Source organism: Microbulbifer maximicatervae (SeqCode), from assembly GCF_052467505.1.
Genome location: NZ_CP174313.1, coordinates 3,540,710 through 3,564,821, shown reverse-complemented (window position 1 = coordinate 3,564,821; position 24,112 = coordinate 3,540,710). Strand labels below are relative to the sequence as shown.

Below are 24,112 nucleotides of genomic sequence, written 5' to 3'. Positions count from 1 at the left end.
AGTTACCGCTTGGGATAGCCTTGGGGATGACTTGTTCGCACCATACCCTTGGCGGATTGCAATTTGCTGATGATATTAGCCATGCGATCCCTGCTTACCCTATTTCTTATATTCTTCTGTTCTGTTTCGGAGTCTCAGGTTCGATCGGACCACCTGCCTCCCGGAGCTGAGCCTATCGAAGTGAATAACCAGACAATTTTTTATAAAAATGGTTATTTCTACCGCAAAGGCCCTGACGCCTATACCCGGATTGAGCCGCCTCTGGGGGCTCGGGTCTCCCGAGTACCTTTTGGAACCCCCATTACATTGGGTAACAAGCATTATATGCTTGCGGGTAATGGTACCTTTTTCTTATTAGACCCCAGGGACAATCAATATGTGGTGGTCACGCCCCCTCCCAATTGGCAGCATGTTAATCGCAATCCCCTAGCTCCGAAAAAGAAAATATACCCCCGAGCGTATCCGCTCCGCCATTTGCGGCACCGCTCAGAGGGTAAACGAGTCGATCGTAAGGATTGGGGTATTTACTGTGAAGCCCGGGCGGCAAATTTGTTGCGCAGTACGGGGGAGCCTGGAAAAACAGCAAGGCGGGCTATGCGTGAATATCGCAAAGTATACAGGAAATGTTTGCGTCAAAGTCGCCGCTTCAGGTAAATGCATGGGGCAGGGAAGTCCCTGGGCTACACTGAACAATATGGCCCAGTAGGCGCCTATTTTATTAGTGCCGGATTTTTTCACGGATAGAAGTATTTTATGCCGGGTGCCAGCCTTTTCATCTCTCGTTGTAGTGCCGGCAAAGAATTTCCTTTTCTTCACCTCGCCCTTTCATTTCTCCTTTTCTTTAGCGTCGCCTGTCTCTCTGTTTCCAGTGTCGCCCAGCTTCCCGGTAGTAAACCCAAGGAGTTTAAGCCGGAGGTTCCGGATTTTGCTGACCCCTCTGCAGATTGGTGGACTGGATGGACCAGTGCCTCTCCCGAAGAGCGACGAGAATGGCTTAGCTTGGTCACAAAGAGCTGGGAGGAGTGGGAAAAGGATTTGCCGGAGGATGAGGCCTTACAGGACGGTGCAGAAAAGATTAGCCAAAGTTTACAAGGGATCGCAATTACCTGGAAAAAACGAGAGGAGTACCTGAAAGTCCCTTTAATGCCGGATGTGGATTTTCCAGAGAACCCAACGGTATTGAACTGGGCCAAGGCTGATTCTGCCATCAGCCGTGGCCGACGTAGGTTGAAAGGTGTAGAACTGGAGGCTCGCCAACTTAAATCAACCCAGTCCCAGTCTCTATCTTTACTGCGTAAACAAGTGATTGTACTGCGCGATTCCAGTGGACGAGAGGAGGATGAGGCGGCGCAGGCCCTACTTTTAGCTCAAATAAATCACCTGAATATTATTGAGCAGTTGAGTACCGTTAATACTTTCCTGGGAACCTGGCGGGAAAAGATTAACAGCGCAGAAATCAAATTGCGGAGACTTCTGGATACCCTTGTCTACTCCAGTAAAGATGCAGAGGAAATAGATAAGGATATTGCGGCGAACGAAAAGAAAATCGAACGTATTTCTGCGACCCGCACCAGTATTCAAAGCACTACAGAACCCTCCACTGACCCCACCATCAATATGCAGAAAGACCTCACCCTGATGCAGCTTGAAGTGGATTTGTTGGAGGAGCAGTTGGAAAAACGCAAAAGTGAATTGCTGCAATCCATCAATGAGGTCCTGAATGAAGAGGGCGAAGAGCGCCCCCTGATTATCAGTCGGGATTTATTGGAAAATGCCAACTCTGTGATTGAAAGTGCGTCGCGGGAGCTGGCGGTGCGCCAGCGCCAGGTGGTGGCCTGGCGCGAAGATGAAGAGAACGAAGACCTGAGTCGCTGGTGGTCTTACTTTGAGCGTATTGGCAGTGGCCTGGCCCGCGCCAATGACCTCGAGCAGGATATTCAGCGCTATGAAAAGGCCCAGCTGGAGGTTTACAAGGAGCGCCAGGGTTGGTGGGCAACAGTGCGCGAACGAGTCGCACTGGGCGCAAGACAAGCTTATAACCGCTGGCGTAAGTTGGCGGATTATCAGCTATTTACTGTTGCCCAGAACCCGATAACCCTGCGGTTGATCGCCAAGATGATTGTGGTCTTGGTGGGGGCCTGGCTATTGTCTGGACTCACCCAGGCCTTCCTGCGCCGGCTTGTGCGCAGGGAGCATGCCAGTGAATCCTCTATGTACAATCTTGGGCGGGTGTTGCACTACATCTTTATTTCCGCGGCCCTGATTGTGGTGCTCAGCATGTTGGGCCTGGATACCTCCAAGTTGGCCCTGGTCGCTGGAGCCCTATCAGTAGGTATTGGCTTTGGGCTTCAGGCGATCTTCTCGAATTTTATCTCTGGTTTGATTCTGCTGTTTGAGCGCCCTCTCAAAGTGGGTGATCTGGTGGAGCTGGAGTCGGGCGTTTTTGGCCGTATCCGGGATATCAGCGTGCGCTCAACCCGTATTACCACGCGGGACAATGTGGATATCTTGGTGCCCAACACTGAGTTTGTTGCGGGCCGGGTTATTAACCACACACTGGATGACCCTGTGCGCCGTATTCACGTACCCTTTGGTGTGTCTTATGCCTCGGACCCAGACTTGGTGCGGGAAGCTGCCCTGGAAGCTGCCGCTCGAGTCAATATCACCCATACCGACTGGAAGCGAAAAACCGAGGTGTGGCTGATGGGGTTCGGGGATAATGCCCTCGACTTCAAGTTGGTGGTGTGGGTCAACAGCAATATGGTGACTTCCCTGGGAGACTCCTATGCCCTGTACAACTTGGAGTTGTTGCGGGAATTTCGCGATAAGGGTATTGAGGTACCTTTCCCTCAGAGAGATCTGCATCTGCGCAGTTGGGATGTTCCGGCGATCATTGGCCGTACTGCCAGGAAGTAAGTGAGGTCCGGCTGGCATGACACCTCCGGGATTTCATAGTATTTTCAGCCCACTGGCCTTTGTGTTGGTGCAAGTTCATTTACCGGTGTTACTGCGTTTTCTCACAGGGCGCTGATGAAATCACAATAAGGGAAGCCCGTGCTGATCATCCCCATCCAAAACAAACCCGACTGGCGCCGGCCGCCATTAATGTGTTTTGCGTTGATTGCCCTTAACTTGCTGATGTTTGTTTTCTATCAAGGGGGGGATGAAGCACGCTGGCAGGAAGCTGAAGATTACTATTTTGAGAGTGACTTACCGGACCTCGAGGAGCAACGCTTTCTTGTGTATGTCAATGAAATGCACCCAGAGTGGAGAGCTCAGATGGGTGTGGAAGGGGAAGAGTTTTTTTACCGGGAATCCCTCGGTAACCCTGAGTTCCACCACTGGCTGTTGCCGAAGCTCGAAGCAGAGGGTGAGACCGAGTGGTTACGACAGAGGCAGGAGTTTGCCCAACTGCGGGATAGGGTCAGTAGCAACGCACTGGGGCTGATACCGGCAGACCCGAGTATTGCTGGGGCCTTTGGCCATATGTTTCTACACGGAAGCTGGGATCACCTTATAGGCAATATGGTGTTTCTGCTGTTGTTTGGCTTGTCTGTTGAACTAGCCCTGGGAGGGTTGTGGTTTATAGGGCTCTACCTGGTGGGAGGATTGGCGGCAGCAGGTCTGCATGTGCTGGTGGAGTCCGGCAGTCATGTACCGATGGTGGGTGCCTCCGGTGCGGTCTCGGCAATTATGGGCATGTTCGTCGCGGTTTACGGTGTGCGCCGGCTACGTTTCTTTTACACCATTGGTTTCATGTTTGGCGAATTCAGTGCACCGGCGCTGCTGGTGTTACCGCTGTGGTTGGGTAAAGAGATTTTCGGTTATTTGTATGGAGATGCCAGCATTGCCTACTGGGCCCATACTGGTGGTTTACTTGCGGGTTTTGCCCTGACTTTGGCGGTGTTGTATTGGCGCCCGATGGTGGAACCTATGCCGGAGGAAGAGGAGGCCCCGTCCCCCCAAAGGGTAGCCTTGGCGCGGATTGATCGTTTTTTGGAAGAGGGAAAAATCCTGGAAGCCACTGAAGCGGCAGCCTCAGCGGTGCGGCAATATCCACAGGCGTTAACACTGATTGAGCGCTATATAGAACTGACCTCAGCGGCGCCAGAGAGTGAAGGTTACCACCGGGCCAATCTCGCTTTATTTGCCCAGGCAGGAAATCTGCAGATCGATGGCCATACCCTGGCAAGTGGCTATCGCCGCTACTTGGCGGCAACAAAAAGTCCAAAGGCGCTCACCGGAAAGGCAAACTTATTGATGGCACGGCGTGCAGCGGAGGAAAAGGACTGGCCGTGGCTAGAGGAATTACTGCGCCACTTGAAACAGCAGCGAGTGAATCACCCCTTGATTCCGAAGCTGGGAATGGTTCTGGTCAATTACTATCGTCGCCTGGGTGAGGAAGGCCGCGCGCGCGAGGTGAAAGAGATGACCCAAGATATGGCTGCCTCAGGTTGAAGAACATAATTCGGTATGTCTTATAAATAATTAAGTAATGTATTGGGGGCAGAGTGAGTCGCTATATTTTGACCGGGACCGAAATTGCAGGGATGGAGGGGGAGCGCAAGGTACATTTCCTCAATGCCAATGCGGTGCGTAAAAACAAGTCCCTGGGTGATCTTACCGGCATATCCGGCTTTGGTTTCCATATGATTGAAATCGAGCCAGGTTATGAATCCACAGAATTCCATTGTCACTATTTTGAAGACGAATGTGTTTATATCCTGGAGGGTAGGGCCGAGGTGCGTATTGGTGACGATCACCACCAGGTTTCTGCAGGGGATTTTATTGGCTACCCCGCTGGCGGCCCAGCTCATGTGATGCGCAATGTGGGAGAAGTGACCTTGCGTTGCATAGTTGTAGGCCAGCGACTGCAACATGATGTTGCCGACTACCCAGAAAAAAATCAGCGGATCTACCGAAATAGTGGTTTACCTTGGGAGTTGGTGAACCGCGATGATATTGACCACCCGAAGTAGTTTTCGCCGGTAGAAAAGAGTGGATTTTTAGCTTATGCCTGAAAAGATTCGGGTTTTTTATAATTCTGCTTGTCCAGTCTGTAACGCAGGAATTTCAGCACAAAAGAAAAAGTCCAACTCCTGCCAAGTGGATTGGGAGGATGTTCATATTGATGAAGATAAAGCGAAGGAACTGAATACAGATTTAGAGTTTGTCCGTGAGCGGTTGCATGTATTGGATGCGGATGGAAATCTGAAAGTAGGCTACGAAGCTTTTATTACGATTTGGGAGAACTCCCCCAAGGAATTGTGGAAGGCCAAGGTGTCGAAGCTCCCTGGCCTGAGGTGGTGCCTAAATATCCTTTACAATATTTTTGCAAGAGGGTTGTATCTCTGGAATCGAGCTTTCAAGCACTGGTAGTCGTGCTCAATGTATATCTGCTGTCGAGTTTAATACGTTCCACAAGGTGTTGATCTGAGAGCGAAAGGCGCTGTCGGGGAATTTCTGTCGGAGAAAGTGAAGCAGTTTTTTTGCTAAGTCTTCCCGGCCTAATCCATCGATATAGACTTGAGCTAATAACAGGTAGGCGGCGTCAAGCTGTGGATAGGCTTCTTTGTGTAGATTATTTAATAGTTGTGCAGCAAGTTGGTATTTATGTTGATGATATAGTACCTGCGCGATAGCGTGGCGAACTTCAGACTTGCGCACAGCTGGAGTGGGCTCTGTAGCTATATAAAGCTCCGCCGCTTTGTGTGGACGATTTATCTGTACAAATTTCTCTAAAAGATGCGGCCCCAGCTCCAGTAGGGCTTTTTTATCTTTGGTTGCTAATAACAGACGGTAATAGCGTTCGTTTAGTATTTCGTCGCTAGGAAAGCGGCGCAGTCCCTCGACTAAAGCCTGACGAGCGCTAGTGAAATCTCCTTCACGCAAAAATATTTGTGCTTCTGCCTGAGCTCGTTTACATAGGAATTCATTTTCCTCTAAGTAATTGTCGTCATCTTCGTACAGTGCAGCTACCCCGAGTTTTTGTTGTCGAGTCAAGCAGATATAACCCATTACTGCACTTGAGACTATGTAAAAGTAAGTAACAGTAGCTGCTGTTGTTGGCATAATTGCCCAGGAGGGAAGCTTGTCGCTAACAATAGCCATTAAAATGGTTGGAGCGAAAGATATGACATTAGTAATAATTAATAACAACCAATAAGGCCAGCCTATAACCAAAGTAAATTCAAGTAACTTAAGTGGATTGATTGCTGCCTTCAAGCTGTGTGTGATAGCCAGGGCAATCATAGAAGCTGGCGTTAAAAAAGAAAGCACTGCCATATAAATAGCTAAAACTCCAAGGCTGCCGGTAGATTGCACAAGTTTGTAACCGACAAATATTGCAATCAGCGTCATTCCGACGACTTTGAGGAGTAATACAGCCCCATTTCCGTCCAGGGCCTCCGTAAGAGCCGGGGCTTCCCGTTGGCCTGCGGCGAGCTTTTCAATCACTAAAAGGTTGTAACGGACTACCACCGCCACAACTGCCACTAATGCAATGAGGCTGAGAAGCCCAATGGAGGTAATTGCCAGGCTTCCGGCAGCGGCTACCGCCATCAGAGTTAATGGACCTGGTTTGAGGGCATAGAGGAAATAAAACAGCCCCATCTGCCAAAATGGTTTTGCACTGTTACTGGCCCCAATATATTCCAGGCTCTTCCGGCAGAGGGGACAGTCGGGCCCTTGCTCGTGATAATTTGCGCTGGATCCGGGAATACACTCGCCACAGAACTGACGGTTGCAGGGCTGGCACTGCCAGGATGCAGTCTTGCTAGTGTGATAGTGGCAGGAATCAGCCATTTATTCTTCCCTAACGAATTTCTCTACTTAATAGTTATTTTGTCGTGGTTCACAGTTTATCTGTCGACTCGGTTGCGGTGCAATCATCAAGTATTTTTAATGTCCTGTTAGAATGCAGGAGAAATACCGATAAAATTGGTACACAAGTTTCAAAATAGGTGTTGTATGACAAAGGCTATGCATATTCATTTGGTTGAGGGCTTTGCGCCGGAACCCTGGGGAGAATCAGCACTGCTGAGCTTTGATGGTAGCGCTGCCAATATTCATATTAGCGCTGCGAAAGGCGCTGTGTTGGTTGCAGCGCAGCGAGCTGCCCGAAAGCTCGATGGTATGGGGGTCAACGATGTTGTCCTCAAAGGAGAAAGCTGGAGCATTGAAAGCCGCTGGGCATTTTGGGCAGGTTTTTTTAACCCGCGTAAATCCAACAAAATTGACTGGGGGACTGATGACAGCGCCGAGTTAAAAGAACTCGCCGCCCGTGAAAATGCCAGTCGCTGGGTTCGTGAAATTACTAATGGTACTCCTGATGATGTGTCTCCGCGTGTATTGGCGGAGAGCGCTGCAGAAATGCTGCAAAAGCTGGCTCCCAGTGCGGTAACTTACCGTATAGTTGCCGGGGATGACCTGCTGCGTGAAGGGTTTGTCGGTATCCACAACGTTGGGCGTGGTAGTGTACGTGAGCCCGTGATGTTACAAGTGGACTTCAACCCGACGGGTGATGACCAGGCGCCGGTTGATATGTGTTTGGTAGGTAAAGGAATTACTTTTGACTCCGGCGGCTACAGCATTAAGCCTTCCAACAACATGGCCACAATGAAATCCGATATGGGTGGCGCGGCCATGGTAACTGGAGGTTTGGCTCTTGCAATAGCCAGAGGTCTCAACAAGCGGGTCAAACTCTATCTCTGCTGCGCAGAAAATCTGATCTCCGGTCATGCCTTTAAATTGGGCGATATTATTAAATATAAAAACGGAGTGAGTGTAGAAATACTGAATACCGATGCTGAAGGGCGCCTGGTGCTGGCCGATGGTTTAATTGCAGCTTCGGAAGAAGAGCCTCGCTGGTTATTGGATGCCGCTACTCTGACCGGTGCAGCAAAGATGGCTGTAGGTCGGGATTTCAACTCTGTCTTTAGTTTTGAAGATGAAGCAGCCCAAAAGGTATTGTCTGCAGCTTCTGAGGAAAATGAAAAGGCGTGGAGACTGCCTTTAGAGCGTTTCCACCTTGAGCAAACCCCGTCCAATTTTGCCGATATCGCCAATGTTGGTATTGAGGGAAGTCCTGGTGCATCTACGGCAGCCTCCTTCCTGGCGCGCTTTGTACGGGATGAAGGTCGCAATTGGGTGCATATGGACCTTTCCGGCTCTTACCAGACCAGTGGCAATGATCAGTGGGCGCCAGGTGCTAAAGGGCACGGCCTGCGTACAATTGCACGCTTCCTTTTGGATAATTAGCAACCGGCAATTTATGCCAAATTCCCTTCGAAACGCGCCTAATAGTCGGCGCGTTTCTTTTACCTCTCCCTTAATACCTATAAGTCATTAAAAAAATTGTACTCCAGCTGATATTCGGGATATTAGTAGGGTTCTGCTAATTGAGGTATTTCGGTTCTGGTTCGTTAGCAGATACTTGGGCCTGGAAGCTTTTGCCAGGTAAATAAGATAATCAGTGATTCGGTGAGCGGTAATGAGCACTGCAACCTCTACAAATAATTCGGATTATAATCCAAACCATTGTGCCAATTGTCATGCAGAGCTATTGGGGCCCCATTGCTACGCCTGTGGTCAGCCGGTTAAAGGCATGGTTCGTCATTTCTCCTCAGTAATTGGAGACTTTTTTGATACCCTGCTTGCTTTTGATTCCCGCACATGGAAAACAATACCCTCTCTGTTTTTTAGACCTGGATTTTTAACCGCTGAGTATTTCTCTGGTCGACGGGTGCGTTATGTCAGCCCTGTACGCTTGTTTATCTTTCTATGTATCACCAGCTTCTTTGTAACCCAGATAAATAGTGATTGGGCTATTAATTTTGGAAATGTAGACGTTGAGTCAGTCGATGTTGAAAAAGCGAGCCAAGGTTATAACGACGCCATCGAAGATATTCGAAAAGGCAAAGAAAAGCACGTTAACAATAGTTATGCTGTCGCTGTTTTGGAAGATGTTGAGAAAAATCTGATTAGCGAACAAGAGAAGCTTACCGGTGGTTTGCATAAACTCAATGAAGATTTAAGTGAGATTGATGGAGGCCAGAATGGATCGGAAAACCTTTCTAAAGAGGAACTGGCCTCAGGATTGAATGAGACTATTAGTGAGTTAGATAGAGAGTTTCTTCAAGTTGATTGGCTTCCCAAACCATTAGAAGATTGGGTTAACCGTAAGGTAGAGAGCGCCCATAAAAATGTAGAAAGGGTGACTGATGATCCAAATCGTTTCAAAAAAGCATTCTTGGGAGCTCTTCCGTCAACTCTTATAGTCATACTGCCAATATTTGCCATGATGCTGTGGGTGCTTTACGTCTTTAAACGCAGACTTTATATGGAGCACCTGATTGTAGCGTTACACAGCCAGGCTTTTATCTGCCTGAGTATTCTGATTGGCAACCTGTTTTATAGTATTAGCAGCCAACTGGAAGGATACGCATTTATATCCTCATCTCTCAATAGCCTGATGGCACTATTAGTTCTTTGGGTTCCTGTATATCTTTTTTGGATGCAAAAGCGTGTATATCAGCAGGGTTGGATCATGACCTTGTTTAAGTACTCTTTTTTGGGTTTAGCCTATCTAGTTTTATTATCTGTTGGTGCGGCTCTTACTGTATTTTGGAGTTTAGCAGAGTTATAAGGATATATTCTAACAGGATTCCAGCCATTAAACGCATAAGCGTTTAATGGCTGGTGTAGGTGAAACTGTGCTGTTTAGATGTTAAGTTGTTCAAGTTAAAGAGTTCGCTCGCAGCACCATCTATATTCAGAATATTGTATTGTAAATTTTTATATCCGTAATTCAGTTCAGAAAATTGGACTTTCGGATTACTGGTGGTAAGTAGTTAAAGGGAATGTCGAAGGAAGTAGGTCTTGAGTAGTACGACATCAATAGCAAGTGTTTGTAATGAAGATAATAAGTGCGCAAACTGCTGTACACATTTGTTAGGCCCCCATTGTTATGCTTGTGGTCAACCTGTTAAAGGTATGGTGCGGCATTTTTCATCTGTAATCGGTGATTTCTTAGATACCTTATTGGCGTTTGACTCCAGAACATGGAAAACCATACCTGCGCTATTCTTCCGACCAGGATTTTTAACAACAGAGTATTTTTCTGGTCGTCGTGTTCGATATGTAAGCCCTGTACGGCTATTTATTTTTCTCTGTATCACCAGTCTTTTTGTAACTCGTTTGAGTGGAGACTGGACAATTAATTTTACGGATGTTGATACTTCAAACGAAGGACCTCAGTTAGAAGCGTCGGGTGTCGACCTCCTTTTACAGGCGGATCGGCCAGTACATACGGAAATTCCTGAACGAAAAGGCCTGCTAGGAGAAATTAAGAAGGCTGAAACAAGCCTTATCGAAGCTAAAGAGGAGGTTGAAGAAGGTATTAAAAGAGGTATTAAAAATGAGATTGTTAAAGGCAGTAATGAGGGGCGAATAATTTCTCAAGAGGATTCGGAGCCGGTTTGGCAGTCATCAGCCAATGATCCAGATAATAAATTAATAAGAATGGATATCAAAGGCCTGCCAAAGCCCATGCAAGACTGGATGGATGCCAAGATTGAAAATGCCAACCAGAATATTAAACAAGTTACTGAAAATCCAAATAGATTCAAGAAAGCATTTCTTAAGACGCTTCCTTATGCACTGTTAATCATGTTGCCAATGTTTGCCATGATGTTATGGGTGCTCTATATCTTTAAGCGTCGACTATATATGGAACACTTAATTGTAGCTTTGCATAGTCATGCTTTTATATTTCTAAGTATCCTGATTGGAAATATCTTATACCTGCTAAGTGTTAACATGGCTGGGTATACTCCTATAACATTAGCTTTAGAGGTCCTGATAACCTTATTGGTTTTTTGGGTTCTGGTTTATCTCCTTTGGATGCAAAAGCGTATATATAGGCAAGGCTGGTTTGTAACCTTTTGTAAATATTCAGTACTGGGGATGGCTTACTTGTGTCTATTATCAATTGGAGCGGTTTTTGCCATCGTTTGGAGCTTGGCTGGATTGTAATAACGGTTTTAGCGATATAAATTGATGGACATTTAAAGTTTACAGTTATATATAATCGGAAGATATAGTGGGTATTAAAAGTCGAAAGGAAGCCTCGGTAGAGAGGCAAGATTATTGCTCTAACTGTAATACAATTTTATTGGGGCATTTCTGTTATGGCTGTGGACAGTCAGCAGAAGGTATTGTGAGACGCTTATCAAGTGTGATTAGAGACTTTCTAAATACCCTTGTGGCATTTGATTCACGCTTGTGGAGAACACTGCCAGCTTTACTGTTATCCCCAGGATTTTTAACGATAGAATATTTATCTGGAAGGCGAGCACGATATGTAAGCCCGGTAAAGCTGTTTATCTTTCTTTGCGTAAGTGCCTTTTTTCTGATTCGTATTAGTAGTGATTGGAGTATTGCTCAAGAGCAGTCTATCCGTACTAGTGAGAATGTTGCCGCAAAAATGGTTCCGTCATCCACAGGTGATACAGAAAAACAATTTGACTGGGATCTGCCCGGTGGCAGGAAATTGAAAGTTCGTGGAGCAGAAAATAAGCAAGAAGTATGGTCGATATCTTTTAATCGAGTACTCTCAATTATTGAAGAAAAAGTCTATGCCGTAGAAATTATGCCTCAGTCATGGCGTCATTGGTTTGATATCGAATTCAAAAAGGCGAGAAGTAATATTGAGCGAGTGTCGGAAAACCCTACAATCTTTGCCAAGGCTTTCTTCGGATCTCTTCCTACAATGCTGTTACTTATGCTGCCAATATACTCAGGTATATTGTGGCTACTTTATGCGTGTAGAGAAAAATTGTATATGGAACATGTTATTGTATCGCTCCATAGCCATGCCTATGTGAGCCTAACGTTGTTGCTAGGAACTGCTATTTTTCTCTTGCAAGAATTTGTTGAGCCTTTGTTCTGGATGGAAATTTTATGTTATGGGGTTTTGCTGCTGCTTTTCCTTTGGATGCCAATAAATTTACTAGTGATGCAAAAGAATATCTATAAAGAGGGGTGGGTCTCGACCTGTATTAAATACTCGGCTTTAAATTTTGTTTATCTGCCACTAATTATACTATGTACGGTAATGGCCGCATTTTATAGTTTGGCTGAATTATAAATTTCTGGTTATTCCAATTTGTGATTCTTGATCCAGCTGCGTAATTTTGTTATTTATAATTGTATGATAGATGGATTTCTATTCTAATTGTTATTGGAAATACGCGGTTTTAAGGTGTTTGTTTTTTGTTTTCATTCAATAGAAAGCAAAATTAATGCCCGCCAGAATTTTACTGTCTCCATAGATATTCATTAAGCACAGTTTACAATCGCTCTGCCCATAAATTCAGTCTAAGTTACATGAATCTGGATGGGTAAATTTATAGGTGTATTCACTTAAATGGAGAGCGTTATGTTTAAATCTATATTGCGTGTAGTTATCTTAGGGATTTTAGCTTCTAGCAGTTATGCAGATCCAATTCAAGATTTAAGTATGCAAAACTATGAAGCGGGTTGGTTTCCAAATTATTGGCAGGGGCAGGGTCCACTGACATGTCGTCGGACTTGTGCAATTTGGGTTGGAGGGGTGCCTGAGTCAGAGGTTGCTACTGACCTGATAGATGATTTTGAATCTACCAGTGTTTGTAAGGTAACTCGCGACCCTGAAATAATCGAGAAACCTGTCAATGACCCATCATCTCACTGGCTCTATGGTAATCAGTTTGACGATAAGTCGGTTTGCTATGTCGGAACCCCTTATGGTGTCAAAGAAGATGATCACTTTATGTGTCTGTGTGTATGTAATAAACCTGACCTGATAGTGAGCCAAATCTATGATCCGATCTGGAATCCTGGAACCGGGCAATCCATCATCGTAGTCGATATCATTAATATAGGTGCTCTGGCAGCGCCAATCAGCCAGGCTCGCCTTTTAGATATTGATACACTAGCCAACGATGTACAGGCGACGCCTGCAATTCCAACAGGTGGCACTGTAAGTATTGTATTTACTTTGGGTTACTGGGTTTTTGATCCGGATGCGGTTTTAGAGGTAACTGCTGACTTTACCAATCTCGTCGATGAGTGTAACGAAAATAACAATACACTGACTTATGCTGAGCAAGGGTAGTAGTAGATAGGGGGAGAGCTCCCGGAACTAAGCCGTAGGGAGCTTTGAGATACTAAATAAAATTAGCTCGAAAGAAACACATTAATAACCTGGCAGCTTTCTTTATCCACCGCAGCATTAGGCTTTTCATTACCGACTGTTTGCTCCCCTGGTATTTTAGGTAGCACGAGATACATTCGTGGATAGTCTCGGACTATATAATCTTTTTTATCTGCACTCAGCCAAGGGTATTCAGCGGCAATGGCTGTTACTCCACGGAGTAAAGCGATACCATCTGTACAACTATTTGGAGTAGTAGCTGTGGTGAGCATGGCAAAAGCTAATGAAGAGAAGTTCATAATCTCTGCTATCCCAATGGGTCTTCAGACTGACGTTATGTTTATTCTGGGGGCAGTATAGCTGAGCTTGATTATGAGCAACAGATAGCTCTATTAAAGCGGCCAGCCGAAGCTGGCCATCTTCTGCACTATGCGTGCTTTACAGAGGTTTCTTCGACTTTCTCCCAGAGGCGTGTCTCTGTCGGACTAATTAATTTGGACAAAAGGTTAGGGGCCACAGAGGTTAGCCCAATAAAACCAACTATCGCACGGAAAATAAATGAGTCAAGCCAGTAGATAAGGCCTATTAACAGTATTGCTATCACAAGTAACGGTAGAGTGGCTTGCAAACGAGACCGCTGAATATGCTGATAATCCATTGTCTCAGGTAGTTGTTTCTCGATACGCTCTAATGCGTGCGCTTTTACTGTTTGGTTTAAGAACTCAACAGAATGGGTCTTATCCCCGTGCTTGATCGTTATTACATCTGAATTGTGGTCACTGCTAAGTGAATTTATTTCATTGAGAGGGATTCGTGCTGCGGTATCAGGTTTACACAAATGATATATTTCTTCAGGGGATTTCCCCGCTTGATAGGCGGATTGAGCAGTTGAAGCCTGTTTTTTCGGGATATCAAAATAGACGAGTTCATCTCCTTCTAAGGCGACGAGGTAGTTATCATCGATATCAAGCCAGGACGTCTCAGTATAAAAGCCCTCGGGTAGTGCTTTTTTTGACTCCCTTACAAACAAGAAGCTTAAAATCCAATATAAGACGAGGCAGATACCTATAGTGATAGGTGCTGCTTGAATCAGGTTTCCTACAGGTGTGTTATTTTCGACATCTCTTTGAGCATTTTGCGCTAATACATGCCCGTAGATGTCGCCCTCTGGAAACCATACTTCGATAGGTTGACCTTGTTCATATTGACTATAAATTCCTTTTGGAACCTCTGCGGAGGATTCAAAGTCTTCATCTTCATAGTTAAACTGGTAGTCAATATAGTAATTTGTACGATAGCGCTTTTTACCTTTGCGGCCACGGTACTCTTCTTCCTCCTCTCTTAACGCTACTACTTCAGCATCTAGAGCTTGATGACTTTCGATCCAACTTAATGATTCATTGTTGGCACGAGAGTAATAGTTTGACAGAAAGTAAGTCAGAATAAGGAAAACTAAAATGCATACTGTACGTACCATTGATTTTCTTTTTTGTCCAGGGGACTTCTGTAACGCCATTTAATACATCCTTACTGTATTTCTTGTGCTTTAGGTATTGGTACTTTTGGAGTAATAAGTTGTTTTTTATGGGGTGAAAATTTGGTGTGGGTGAAAAATACAACTGCAGTTTGTTTGGTGAATAAAACTGAAGGTTAACTCTAAATTAATTTTTATTACTTGACCGGCGTCATGGTTGGTTCAGTTGCATCTTGAGTATTTTTATAATGCTTATTTGTTATTGGGTAAAACTTCCTATTTAGGATAAGAGCTGACCAACTTGGTACGAACAGTTTGAATAATAAGAGCCTTACAAATATTGAGCAGCTGAATGGTAGAGTTTTAATTGCTTTGGAATTTGGACTGACTAGCTAATCTTTTGCCAGCCTTATGAGGTTGGGTGGTTCAGTTTCATGGAGGTAGTTCTATGTTGAACTAGTTTAGGTGAAGTACCAATGTCGTTTTATGTCGTAAATGTGTCATAGCAGACGCGCCCACTGGAGTACAATTCCCTGTGTGGAGGAGATGCTATGACCAAGAAGATAGGTTTTTTTGTTGCAGATGGATTCCAGGCGTTAGACCTTTTTGGGCCCTTGGATGCCTTTATGGAGACTAATAGTTTCGTTAGTGAGGCCTATACAAGTCGTTTGATAGGTTTAACCAATGCATCAGTTAAAACCGCGTACGGCCAAGCCCTATCAGTGGATTTTGATATTTACCAGGATAGGGAAATTGATTACCTGGTCATTACTGGCGGTACTGGGATGCGGCAGCTGCGCTTAAGTCCTAAGCAGGTAAATGCGCTGCGTGCAATCGCAGACAAAGCAGAACGTGTCTTGAGTATCTGTACAGGTGCATTCTTACTAACAGATATATTTCCGGAACAAAAGCACCGCATTACCACTCACTGGCGGCATTGCCGGCAGCTTGCCGAGCAAGCAGTCAATTATCAGGTTGAGCAGGACCCCCTGTTTATTGAAAGCGGAAAACTGTGGTCTTCAGCGGGAATTCTATCTGGAGTCGACTTGGCCTTGGAAGTGATTCGCCAGGATTATGGCAATACTATTGCGGCCAGTGTGGCTAAAGATCTGGTCGTTTATCTTCAGCGCAGGGGAGGGCAGTCACAGTACTCTGATCTGCTTAAAGTGCAATCCAGCGACAGTATGAGGCTCAATCCTCTATTGGAGTGGCTGTCGGAGAATTACCAGAAATCAATCAGCGTTTCCGATATGGCGGAGCGTATTTCCGTCAGCGATCGCCAGTTAACTCGCTTGTTCAAACAGCATCTTAATAGCACCCCCGGACATTATCTAAACCAACTCCGTTTAAACCGGGCGCGGGATTTAATCACCTGTGAATCAGCAAGCCTTGTTCAGGTGGCTCGGCAGGTAGGGTTTGCAAGCTATGATAGCTTTCGCCGGGCTTTTTATGGCCAATTTGGAGTTTCCCCCTCATATTTCAGTAGGAATCGTTAAGCCGCGCTCTCACAAGTGTCTTAGCTTTAAGAGTGCGGCGAGATTGAGAGCTATTCCATTACCACTCGACGCAGATCTTGCCAAAGTGCGACCCGCTGGCCTGGTACTCAAATGCCGCAGCCAGTTCCTCCATAGGGTAAGTCTTATCAATCACTGGCTGTATCTGGTTGGCTTCCAATGCGGTGACATATTCCCGTTGATCCCTACGGCTTCCAACGATCAAGCCCTGTAACCGGGCCTGCTTGGCCATCAACAGTGCTGTGGGCACTTCTCCCGAGCGGCCCGTTAAAACACCAATCAATGAAATATGGCCGCCAACTCTGACTGAATGGATCGATTGCTCTAGTGTACCGGGGCCACCGAGCTCAATTATATGGTCCGCACCTTTGCCTTCCGTCAGCTCCAGAACCTTTTTTGACCACTGTGTATGGGTGCGATAGTTGACGCCATGATCGGCGCCTAATTTTTTAGCGCGCTCCAGTTTCTCGTCGGAAGAAGAAGTAACAATAACTTTGGCCCCCAGTATTTTGGCAATCTGAATTACCGTAATAGATACTCCGCCAGTGCCTAGAGTCAATATTGTGTCGCCAGGTTTTACCTTGCCGTCTACTACCAATGCCCGCCAAGCAGTAAGGCCTGCGGTAGTAATGGTTGCCGCCTGAGTGTGGCTCCAGCCTTTTGGGGCAAGGGTAAAATCGCTCTGATCGCGCACAACAAACTCAGCGGCCATCCCATCGATACCGTCACCAGGCGTATTGGCAAAGTTACCCACGGAAGCCATAGGCGTACCTGCTGGCCACTGTGGGAAAAAGCACGACACAACAGAATCGCCGACCTGAAAACCGGTAACTCCCTCACCAACTGCATCCACGATACCGCCGCCATCAGACATTAGAATACGGCCGTCTTCTGTGGGAATACTGCCATTAGCAACCAAAAGATCATGGAAGTTGAGGGAGGAGGCTTTAATTGCAACACGGATTTGGCCTGGGCCGGGTGCTCCCGGGTCAGCGATGTCGCTAACCGAAATGTTTTCTAGCCCGCCTGGCGCTTTTAGTATCAGTGATTTCATAGATTTCCATTCTCCTAAAAATATTTTTAGCTCAATTTAAATAGTAGATATGGCTGATAACTATGCCAGTGCTAGAAGTATGCGGGATGCATAATCGCAGTTTCATAATATTAGTTGAGATTCGTGTGCTGTGATGAAGTATATATGGCAAGTTTTAGTTTACTGGTCTCGGAAAATGTACCGTGAAAATATAGCCATAAGACGCTGGTACTAACTGTTATGGCGTAGGCCTGCCACTACTAATTTGCAGCAGGTTATACATAGAATTTTTAATTAAATAGTCATGACTGTCAGATTTTGAATCTTGAGAATTGATTTCATTTCTGAAAGTTGTGCCTTCTTCTGATAGTGTTGCGTAAATTTTTCACGGCACCATTTTGATATTCATATGCGATTTACAAGTGTATTTTTGCTTATCCTTCTAGGCCTATTTTGTGGGCAAGCTTTTGCAACAATTACTACTTCCAGCGCCTCGAGTAATACCGGAAAGTATACAGTTACATACTCGTATTCATTGCCGCCTTTTGATTGGATGAGCCATCTTTCATCACTAAAAGTAGTAGAATTAAAAAATGGTACAATTACTAGAACTTTTAGTGATTTAAGTACAACTAACCCTTCTGGCAGTCTATCAATTACGGTGGATTCTACCGCGCAATATACTTATAAACTGGTAGCGATGGTTGCTGACTGTATAACGATAGAAGAAACTCGTCCGATATCTTGTGGTCGCTGGACTTTTCCAAAGGAGACCGATGTCGGGGTGGCTGAAATAAATGTAGCTTTCAAGCCCAATTCGCCTTCGAGTATTGGCTATGATCCTGAAACCATAGAGATTGATACCACAGATACAGATGGTAAGTATACGATTAAGTGGAATGCATCCAGCCAGGGGCCGCTTGTTTCTGGGTATCAATTGTGTCAGGAAACCAATGGCAGTTGGCAGTCTGATAGCAGCTGTTTAAAAGAAGAAAAAACTACATATCTTAGCGAAGCTTTTCCGGCTTCTGGAACGGGTACAATGCCTAGTGGCAAGTACAGGTATCGAGTGCGAGCCTATGCCAAAAGCGGGAGTTATTATCAGTACAGTGATTGGAGTACTTCTCTCTCGTTCTATGTGAAACACTATCCTGTTCAGGTCACTGGTTGGCAAGAGCCGGGCGGCAGTACGCTACCTGGGGCTAGTTTCCAGCTTAAGTGGAATGCTGTTTCAGATCCTGATCCCTCGGATCCGGTTATCAATTATGATTTGGAATGGAGTGTAAACGGCAGTGGTTTCAGTGATGTTTTTACAATTAATCCCACTTCTGAACTCGTAACTATTAACAAGGCCACGACTGGCAAGGAGATTTCTGCAGATAACTATGAGTTCCGGGTTAGTGCCTGTAATAGCTCTGGGTGTGGTCCATGGTCGTCAATAAAACGATTAACTCCTCCCTCATCATTAGAGCCTGAATTTTCAGAGAATCACCCTACACAATTCTTTAAACTGGACCAGGAAATCAGCTGGAAAGATATTGGAGCAAGTAGTTACCAGCTTGAGCGAATTCGCGAGGGGGAGTCTGACTGGACCACTGTGGTCGCAGCCACCACTGATCTCAGTTATTTCGATGGAGGCAGTCAACCTGGCACTTACCAATATAAGCTGAGCGCCTGTAATGGCTTTGAATGTGCCTCTGTATTAAGCCCCTGGATCAAAGTACACAATCTGGCCAATACAGATAGTGAGCCGGCGGTGGCTACTGAGGAAGCGTCTACTCCGGGAACGCTACCTTATAGTACCGATGTGAGTGCCACTGGAAATGCGATTATTAATATCCCCTTGCGCCCAGCGCCTGGCGTTAATGGATTGCAGCCAGACTTATCCTTGTATTATACCAGTGCCCGTTTCCAGAAACGTATGACTCAAACTCTGCCAGAAGATACTCTTGGTTATGGTTGGCGCCTGGGTGGATTGAGTAGTATCCGTCGCTGTGTTGTTAACAGGCCCAACGGCGATAAGGTGCAACTGAGGAGTACGGACTCTCTGTGCTTAGATGGTGAGCCATTAGTGCTGGCTTCCGGTACGCACTGGGAAGAAGGAGCCCAGTATCGCACCCTGCGAGATAGTTTCCGCCTGATTGAACTACAAAAAAATAGTGATGAAAAAATCTGGTTTAAAGTCAAAACCCCAAGCGGCTCAATCAATGAGTATGGGAGCACGGCGGACAGTCGCCTGCGCGGCGAAAATACCACTCATTTTGCCTGGAGTTTAAATAAAGTTACCGATGCCTTTGGTAATACGATGGAGTACAAATACCATCGAGATCTTATTGAGGGTATTAATTATCCCTTGGAAATTACCTACGGAAACCAGGGCGATGCAAAAATAGAGTTCCAGTACGGCATCCGCACCGATGCACCTCCAGTGCCGCTACAGGAAATCCAGCAGGAGCAGCTGGTGTTATTGCACCATATCCGCGTGCATCTGGATGGCAAATTGCAGCGGGAATACAAGCTGATCTCTGAAGAAGAGCCAGCCGACTCTGAAGAAGTCCATTATCGTCGCCTGAAACAGGTGCAGCTGTGTGCTTATGATGTCGCTGGCACTAATCGTCAGTGCCTGAATCCGCTGGTGTTCAGCTGGAAATATACCGACCACGCCATTGAAGATGACTTTGAACATGGTATTGAAACGGTAACCAATGGTCTCGGGGCTCAGACAAAGTTCACTCTGGAGCGTATCTCCGATAACCCCGGCGAAGAGAACGTCGGCCGCTTTGATGAAGGCACCACCTTGTTTGGTGCGGTAGTGACTATTCCCGACGCTAGACCTACCAGTCGGGCGCAAATGGGGATTACCGTACGGTAGTGACCAAGGTGGAACGTTCCAACGGCTACAGCCTAGGCTGGCACTCTACTGAGTACGCCTATCAGGGTGTTGGTCTAAGCAGTGATAATGGCTGGGGCTTTCTCGGTTATACCGCCCAACGTATTTACGACCCCGAAGCGAATATCGTTACCTACCGCCAGTTTCGCCAGGACTTTCCTTACTTAGGCAAGATGGCGCGCCAACTCCAGTATTATGGCGACTACCAATATGGCGAGCTGCTCACTCACCAACGCTTCAGTTACGATGTGCTCGAATTAGGGGGGGACAGTGCTACTACTTATTTCCCTTACGTGGCCCAGAGCCTGGATACTCTGCTGGAGGGAGGGCAAACACTGGGCTATGTTGTGCGCGATAATATGCCCCAGACTACGTCTTATGGTGACACGGGGGGCCTGCTGAGTGGTACTTTCAATACGACCCGGACTATAGAAACCACCCAAATCAATGACAGCCAGAGTGTCTGGGGTGAAGTGCTGCCAATCACTAGTTACGGCAATACCCAGCGTAGTATGGAGAGCGCCACACTGATGGAGAATCGCGTCAGTGATCACTGGCTGATCGGCTTCCCCAGCGCCAAGGAGGTGCGGTACTTTAGCGGCAATCCTACTGGCAGCCCAGATCAACAGTCCAGCAGTGTCATGACGCCTTATGGCAATACGAATAAAGTGCACACGGCTATCCAATATCCAGGTGATGCTAAATACCAGATGGTGGTGACCTATGATTACGATGCCTATGGCAATGTAATTAGCGAAAGCGCCAGGGGTAAGGTGGATGCTGTGATTAATAGTTCTGGTTCTCAGACGCGCGGGACCCAAGTAAATGGTGCCTTTGCCGATCGACGTTACCCTACCAGCTTAAGTAACGCCCTGGGCCATACCATTACCATGGACTATGATCCCCGTTTTGGCAGCGTCGCCCAACTCACCGATGCCAACAATCGATTCACCAGCATTCAGTATGACCCTTTTGGTCGGCAAGTGAGCACTACCAATACAGATGGAGTGGAGTTCACTAGTCAGTACAACTTCTGTCACGGCCTTTGTCCTACGGTCGCTCAACTTGAAGTCCCCTACTGGGTGCAGACGAGCTCGGCAATTACCCCCACTTCAAAATATTACTATGATCAATTAGGCCGCTTGGTACAGCAGGATGTTCAGGCATTCGCCGGTAGCAGTGATTCCCGTCGCGAGTACAAATACGACACTCTAGGGCGTCTTAATACCGTGACGGCCCCTTACTTTATTGGCAGTGATAAACCCATAACCAATTATGAATATGACCTGCGCAATCGCCTCAACTTTATCGAGAAAGCAGGTGGCGGCACCGTGGATATTGATTACAGCGTTTTCACCAGCGGTAGTGGCAAGCAGGTAAAGGTTAGTTCCACGGAATTAGTCGAGGGGTTGGGTAGCACCAGTACCCAGGTACAGGAGAGCTATTACGATCTCAGTGGCGATTTAGCGCGAACCGTGGATGATGCGACCGGTGAAGCGGTCACTACCGACTACACCTACTACGGCAGTGGCTTGCCAAAAACCGTGTTGGTTAATGGGGGCAGCCGCAATATTGAATCCAGTTTTGTTTTCGACTATGCCGGCTTCCGCACCAGCCTGACAGATCCGAATTTAGGCACAGTAACCAGCAGCTACAACGCTTTTGGTGAACTGGATCGACAGGTCGATAACAAAAGCCAAAATATTACTTACCTCTACGACCAATTAGGTCGTTTACTTGAACAGAGTGATGATGATGGCCTGGCAAAATGGGAATACGATGCCACCAATGCAAAAGGCAGTTTGGACAGTCGTAGTTATGCAGAAAATGGTACAGAAGTATTCTTCGAAAAATACGCCTATCGCTCTGATAGTAAGCTGGACAGTATTACGACATCGCTAGTGGTTGATGGGGTAAACCCCAGCTATCGCCATAGGTACGACTACGATAACTATGGCCGAACGGATAAAGTAATTTATCCCAACGGCGTGGAGGCTCATTACTTATATAACGAACGGGGTTACCTTCAGGGTCTGAGCAGTGATGCTGCTGGCAATAATTCCCTTCAAACGTTCGACAGCATCAATGCCTGGGGACAAGTGGAGCAGGAAACCTATGGCAATGGATTGATCACCAATCGCACTTATGACCCCAATACAGGCCGCTTGCAAACTATCAAGACCGATGGGGGGCAAATACAAAACAATGAATACCGCTGGCGCTCCAACGGCACTTTGGAAAGTCGCCTAATTTACAGTGGCTCCCAAGCGTTGCAGAAACAGGAAAACTTTAGTTATGACGGTCTCAATCGCCTAAAAGATGCCGCGATGGTTGTCGGTGGCGATCGAGTATTAAGCACTCAATACGACAAATTAGGGAATATCCAATCGAAAACCTCGAGTGTGAGCAGTGACACACAAGTAACGGGCTATCAGTATGGCGAGTTTGGTAATGCTGGTCCCAATGCAGTCAGCAATGTCACTATTGATGGTATATCGCACAGCTTGCATTACGATGCCAATGGTGCGATTGAACACTATGACGCAGCCACCGGTGACGACAAGTGGATTAGCTGGAATGCCCGGCAGTTGCCCACAGAAATTGTTCTAGGCAGCAGCCAAAGTGATAGTACCCCCACCGCTAGGGACCGCTTTAAATATGGTCCGGATGGCCAGCGCTATTACCGCGAAAGCAGCTGGATGGAGAATGGCCAGCTCAAAAGCGAAAAAGTCTTTATTGTGGGGAATTTCGAAGCAATATGGCCTTTGCACGATGCTTCTATTGCCGTGGTCAAGCGTACCAGCATGAGTGACTCGGTTCAGCATGTGGCTATCACTGATTCGCTGGGAACTGCTGCTACTGGCGAGTATCAGTACCTTCACCGAGACCACCTGGGTTCTGTTGAGAAAATTACGGATAAGGAGGGTGTGGAAATATTAAGCACCGCCTTTAACCCCGATGGTAGCCGCCGGCAGGAAGATTGGAGTAAAGACCTTAGTGAACTACAGGTATCAGACCTGTTGGCAGTACAACATATCACTACCAACCGAGGCTACACCGGCCACGAGCATTTGGATAGAACCGGCCTAATTCATATGAATGGGCGCATCTACGACCCGACCCTGGGCCGCTTCCTCAGCCCGGACCCCCTTGTTCAAGCACCGAGTTATAGCCAGAGTTGGAACCGCTATAGCTATGTGTTTAATAATCCATTGAGTTTTACTGATCCCAGTGGCTACGAAGCGCAGGATAATGGGGAGGACTCAAAGCGTCCGAAAGATATTGGGGGGCATAATGGTGACGGCGATATGGATGAGGTCACAGTCGTAGGGCAACCACTTAGCAGTCCCTCGGACCTTGTTACTATTTACTTAGTAGATAATCTTGGAAATTTAGTGCCACTTAACCCATTCGATAGCTTACGCCCAGAGCTTCCATCTTCCTTTACTGAGGTGGATGAAGGGGAGGAGGATGAGGAGGATGAGGAGGATGAACAGGAGAAATGTAATCAAAATGGTGGTTGCGTTTCGGTAACTATTGATTTTGACACAAAAAAAGTGATTAGTTTTTGCTCGGATTTTATGTGTACTTACGAGGAAATTATTACTGGTGGAACATCAAGAGTAAGGGTAGGACCGCTCAGCGAAGACCACGCTAGGAAGTTAACGGATGCAAATACACTTAGACGTGGTGCAAAAATATTGGGGGCAAGTGCCCTGATTTTTGGAGCTAATGCTATGCTACCGGAGATTGGTGCTTCTGCAGGAGCTATTAAATTTGGAAATATGGCGACGGGTTTCTCTGGATCTATGATTATGGGGATAGCAGGCCTTTTTGCTGGATCTGGTTTTGATTTTCGGTCTGGTGATGTTATCAACTTAACAATAAAATTCCAGGCTACTACTTTATTTCATAATGAAGATGGCTTGTTTATTGATCGTACTATGAGTATTTCTAGAGGGGGGGATACTTATACGTTTGAAAGTAAAAATTATTAGGCGCCAAT

Annotated in this window: 17 protein-coding genes; 13 read left to right on the top strand and 4 right to left on the bottom strand. The window is 46.4% G+C overall.

The window, feature by feature from the left end; translation table 11 throughout:
- Positions 1-69 precede the first annotated feature (69 nt).
- The 5 genes from ACJJIN_RS15825 (at position 70) to ACJJIN_RS15805 (ending at position 5,379) form a co-directional block, all read left to right on the top strand.
- Positions 70-654 (top strand): DUF6515 family protein, encoded by a 585-nt coding sequence (locus tag ACJJIN_RS15825; RefSeq protein WP_444898266.1) that lies wholly within the window; start codon positions 70-72, stop codon positions 652-654.
- Between the two features lie 99 nt (positions 655-753).
- On the top strand, positions 754-2,916 hold the full coding sequence (locus tag ACJJIN_RS15820) for a mechanosensitive ion channel family protein (RefSeq protein WP_444895348.1): 2,163 nt from the start codon (positions 754-756) through the stop codon (positions 2,914-2,916).
- Positions 2,917-3,054: 138 nt separating this feature from the next.
- Positions 3,055-4,458 carry a rhomboid family intramembrane serine protease gene (locus tag ACJJIN_RS15815; protein ID WP_413664210.1) on the top strand — a complete coding sequence of 468 codons (1,404 nt, stop codon included), beginning with the start codon at positions 3,055-3,057 and terminating at the stop codon, positions 4,456-4,458.
- A 53-nt stretch (positions 4,459-4,511) separates the two neighbouring features.
- Positions 4,512-4,979 (top strand): cupin domain-containing protein, encoded by a 468-nt coding sequence (locus ACJJIN_RS15810; RefSeq protein WP_413664211.1) that lies wholly within the window; start codon positions 4,512-4,514, stop codon positions 4,977-4,979.
- Between the two features lie 34 nt (positions 4,980-5,013).
- Positions 5,014-5,379, top strand: a complete 366-nt coding sequence (locus ACJJIN_RS15805) for a thiol-disulfide oxidoreductase DCC family protein (RefSeq protein ID WP_444895347.1) — start codon at positions 5,014-5,016, stop codon at positions 5,377-5,379.
- A 6-nt stretch (positions 5,380-5,385) separates the two neighbouring features.
- Here ACJJIN_RS15805 and ACJJIN_RS15800 read toward each other — a convergent pair whose 3' ends face one another.
- Complete coding sequence (locus ACJJIN_RS15800; protein WP_444895346.1) at positions 5,386-6,612, bottom strand: tetratricopeptide repeat protein; 1,227 nt, start codon at positions 6,610-6,612, stop codon at positions 5,386-5,388.
- A 357-nt stretch (positions 6,613-6,969) separates the two neighbouring features.
- On the opposite strand from ACJJIN_RS15800, the gene pepB reads away from it, so the two are divergent.
- From pepB to ACJJIN_RS15775, 5 genes are all read left to right on the top strand, one after another.
- Positions 6,970-8,259 (top strand): aminopeptidase PepB, encoded by a 1,290-nt coding sequence (gene pepB / locus ACJJIN_RS15795; RefSeq protein WP_444895345.1) that lies wholly within the window; start codon positions 6,970-6,972, stop codon positions 8,257-8,259.
- A 232-nt stretch (positions 8,260-8,491) separates the two neighbouring features.
- Positions 8,492-9,646, top strand: coding sequence for a DUF3667 domain-containing protein (locus tag ACJJIN_RS15790; RefSeq protein WP_444895344.1), 1,155 nt, complete (start codon positions 8,492-8,494; stop codon positions 9,644-9,646).
- 233 nt (positions 9,647-9,879) lie between these two features.
- Positions 9,880-11,034, top strand: a complete 1,155-nt coding sequence (locus ACJJIN_RS15785; RefSeq protein ID WP_444895343.1) for a DUF3667 domain-containing protein — start codon at positions 9,880-9,882, stop codon at positions 11,032-11,034.
- Positions 11,035-11,101: 67 nt separating this feature from the next.
- Entirely contained in the window at positions 11,102-12,148 is a 1,047-nt protein-coding gene (locus ACJJIN_RS15780) for a DUF3667 domain-containing protein (protein WP_444895342.1), read from the top strand.
- 291 nt (positions 12,149-12,439) lie between these two features.
- Positions 12,440-13,156 (top strand): CARDB domain-containing protein, encoded by a 717-nt coding sequence (locus ACJJIN_RS15775; RefSeq protein WP_444895341.1) that lies wholly within the window; start codon positions 12,440-12,442, stop codon positions 13,154-13,156.
- A 62-nt stretch (positions 13,157-13,218) separates the two neighbouring features.
- On the opposite strand, the gene ACJJIN_RS15770 is transcribed toward ACJJIN_RS15775, so the two are convergent.
- Both ACJJIN_RS15770 and ACJJIN_RS15765 read right to left on the bottom strand, forming a co-directional pair.
- Positions 13,219-13,494, bottom strand: coding sequence for a hypothetical protein (locus ACJJIN_RS15770; protein WP_444895340.1), 276 nt, complete (start codon positions 13,492-13,494; stop codon positions 13,219-13,221).
- 128 nt (positions 13,495-13,622) lie between these two features.
- On the bottom strand, positions 13,623-14,711 hold the full coding sequence (locus tag ACJJIN_RS15765) for a hypothetical protein (protein ID WP_444895339.1): 1,089 nt from the start codon (positions 14,709-14,711) through the stop codon (positions 13,623-13,625).
- A gap of 509 nt (positions 14,712-15,220) precedes the next feature.
- Here ACJJIN_RS15765 and ACJJIN_RS15760 point away from each other — a divergent pair.
- Positions 15,221-16,165 carry a GlxA family transcriptional regulator gene (locus ACJJIN_RS15760; RefSeq protein WP_282934496.1) on the top strand — a complete coding sequence of 315 codons (945 nt, stop codon included), beginning with the start codon at positions 15,221-15,223 and terminating at the stop codon, positions 16,163-16,165.
- Between the two features lie 58 nt (positions 16,166-16,223).
- Here the strand turns inward: ACJJIN_RS15760 and ACJJIN_RS15755 are convergent, their stop codons facing one another.
- A complete protein-coding gene (locus ACJJIN_RS15755; RefSeq protein ID WP_444895338.1) occupies positions 16,224-17,237 on the bottom strand; it encodes a zinc-dependent alcohol dehydrogenase family protein in 1,014 nt (337 codons plus the stop codon).
- 763 nt (positions 17,238-18,000) lie between these two features.
- On the opposite strand from ACJJIN_RS15755, the gene ACJJIN_RS15750 reads away from it, so the two are divergent.
- Both ACJJIN_RS15750 and ACJJIN_RS15745 read left to right on the top strand, forming a co-directional pair.
- Positions 18,001-20,088: a SpvB/TcaC N-terminal domain-containing protein gene (locus ACJJIN_RS15750; RefSeq protein WP_444895337.1), complete on the top strand. Its 2,088-nt coding sequence runs from the start codon at positions 18,001-18,003 to the stop codon at positions 20,086-20,088.
- 8 nt (positions 20,089-20,096) lie between these two features.
- Positions 20,097-24,104, top strand: coding sequence for an RHS repeat domain-containing protein (locus tag ACJJIN_RS15745; RefSeq protein WP_444895336.1), 4,008 nt, complete (start codon positions 20,097-20,099; stop codon positions 24,102-24,104).
- Positions 24,105-24,112 lie beyond the last annotated feature (8 nt).

What these genes read in the sequence shown, in the direction of transcription:
- ACJJIN_RS15800 (WP_444895346.1), bottom strand. Translation starts at nt 6,612, where the DNA reads ATGGGGCTGTTTTATTTCCTCTATGCCCTCAAACCAGGTCCATTAACT.
- ACJJIN_RS15805 (WP_444895347.1), top strand. Translation starts at nt 5,014, where the DNA reads ATGCCTGAAAAGATTCGGGTTTTTTATAATTCTGCTTGTCCAGTCTGT.
- ACJJIN_RS15790 (WP_444895344.1), top strand. Translation starts at nt 8,492, where the DNA reads ATGAGCACTGCAACCTCTACAAATAATTCGGATTATAATCCAAACCAT.
- ACJJIN_RS15775 (WP_444895341.1), top strand. Translation starts at nt 12,440, where the DNA reads ATGTTTAAATCTATATTGCGTGTAGTTATCTTAGGGATTTTAGCTTCT.
- ACJJIN_RS15765 (WP_444895339.1), bottom strand. Translation starts at nt 14,711, where the DNA reads ATGGCGTTACAGAAGTCCCCTGGACAAAAAAGAAAATCAATGGTACGT.
- ACJJIN_RS15825 (WP_444898266.1), top strand. Translation starts at nt 70, where the DNA reads ATGATATTAGCCATGCGATCCCTGCTTACCCTATTTCTTATATTCTTC.
- pepB (WP_444895345.1), top strand. Translation starts at nt 6,970, where the DNA reads ATGACAAAGGCTATGCATATTCATTTGGTTGAGGGCTTTGCGCCGGAA.
- ACJJIN_RS15755 (WP_444895338.1), bottom strand. Translation starts at nt 17,237, where the DNA reads ATGAAATCACTGATACTAAAAGCGCCAGGCGGGCTAGAAAACATTTCG.
- ACJJIN_RS15820 (WP_444895348.1), top strand. Translation starts at nt 754, where the DNA reads ATGCCGGGTGCCAGCCTTTTCATCTCTCGTTGTAGTGCCGGCAAAGAA.
- ACJJIN_RS15770 (WP_444895340.1), bottom strand. Translation starts at nt 13,494, where the DNA reads ATGAACTTCTCTTCATTAGCTTTTGCCATGCTCACCACAGCTACTACT.
- ACJJIN_RS15760 (WP_282934496.1), top strand. Translation starts at nt 15,221, where the DNA reads ATGACCAAGAAGATAGGTTTTTTTGTTGCAGATGGATTCCAGGCGTTA.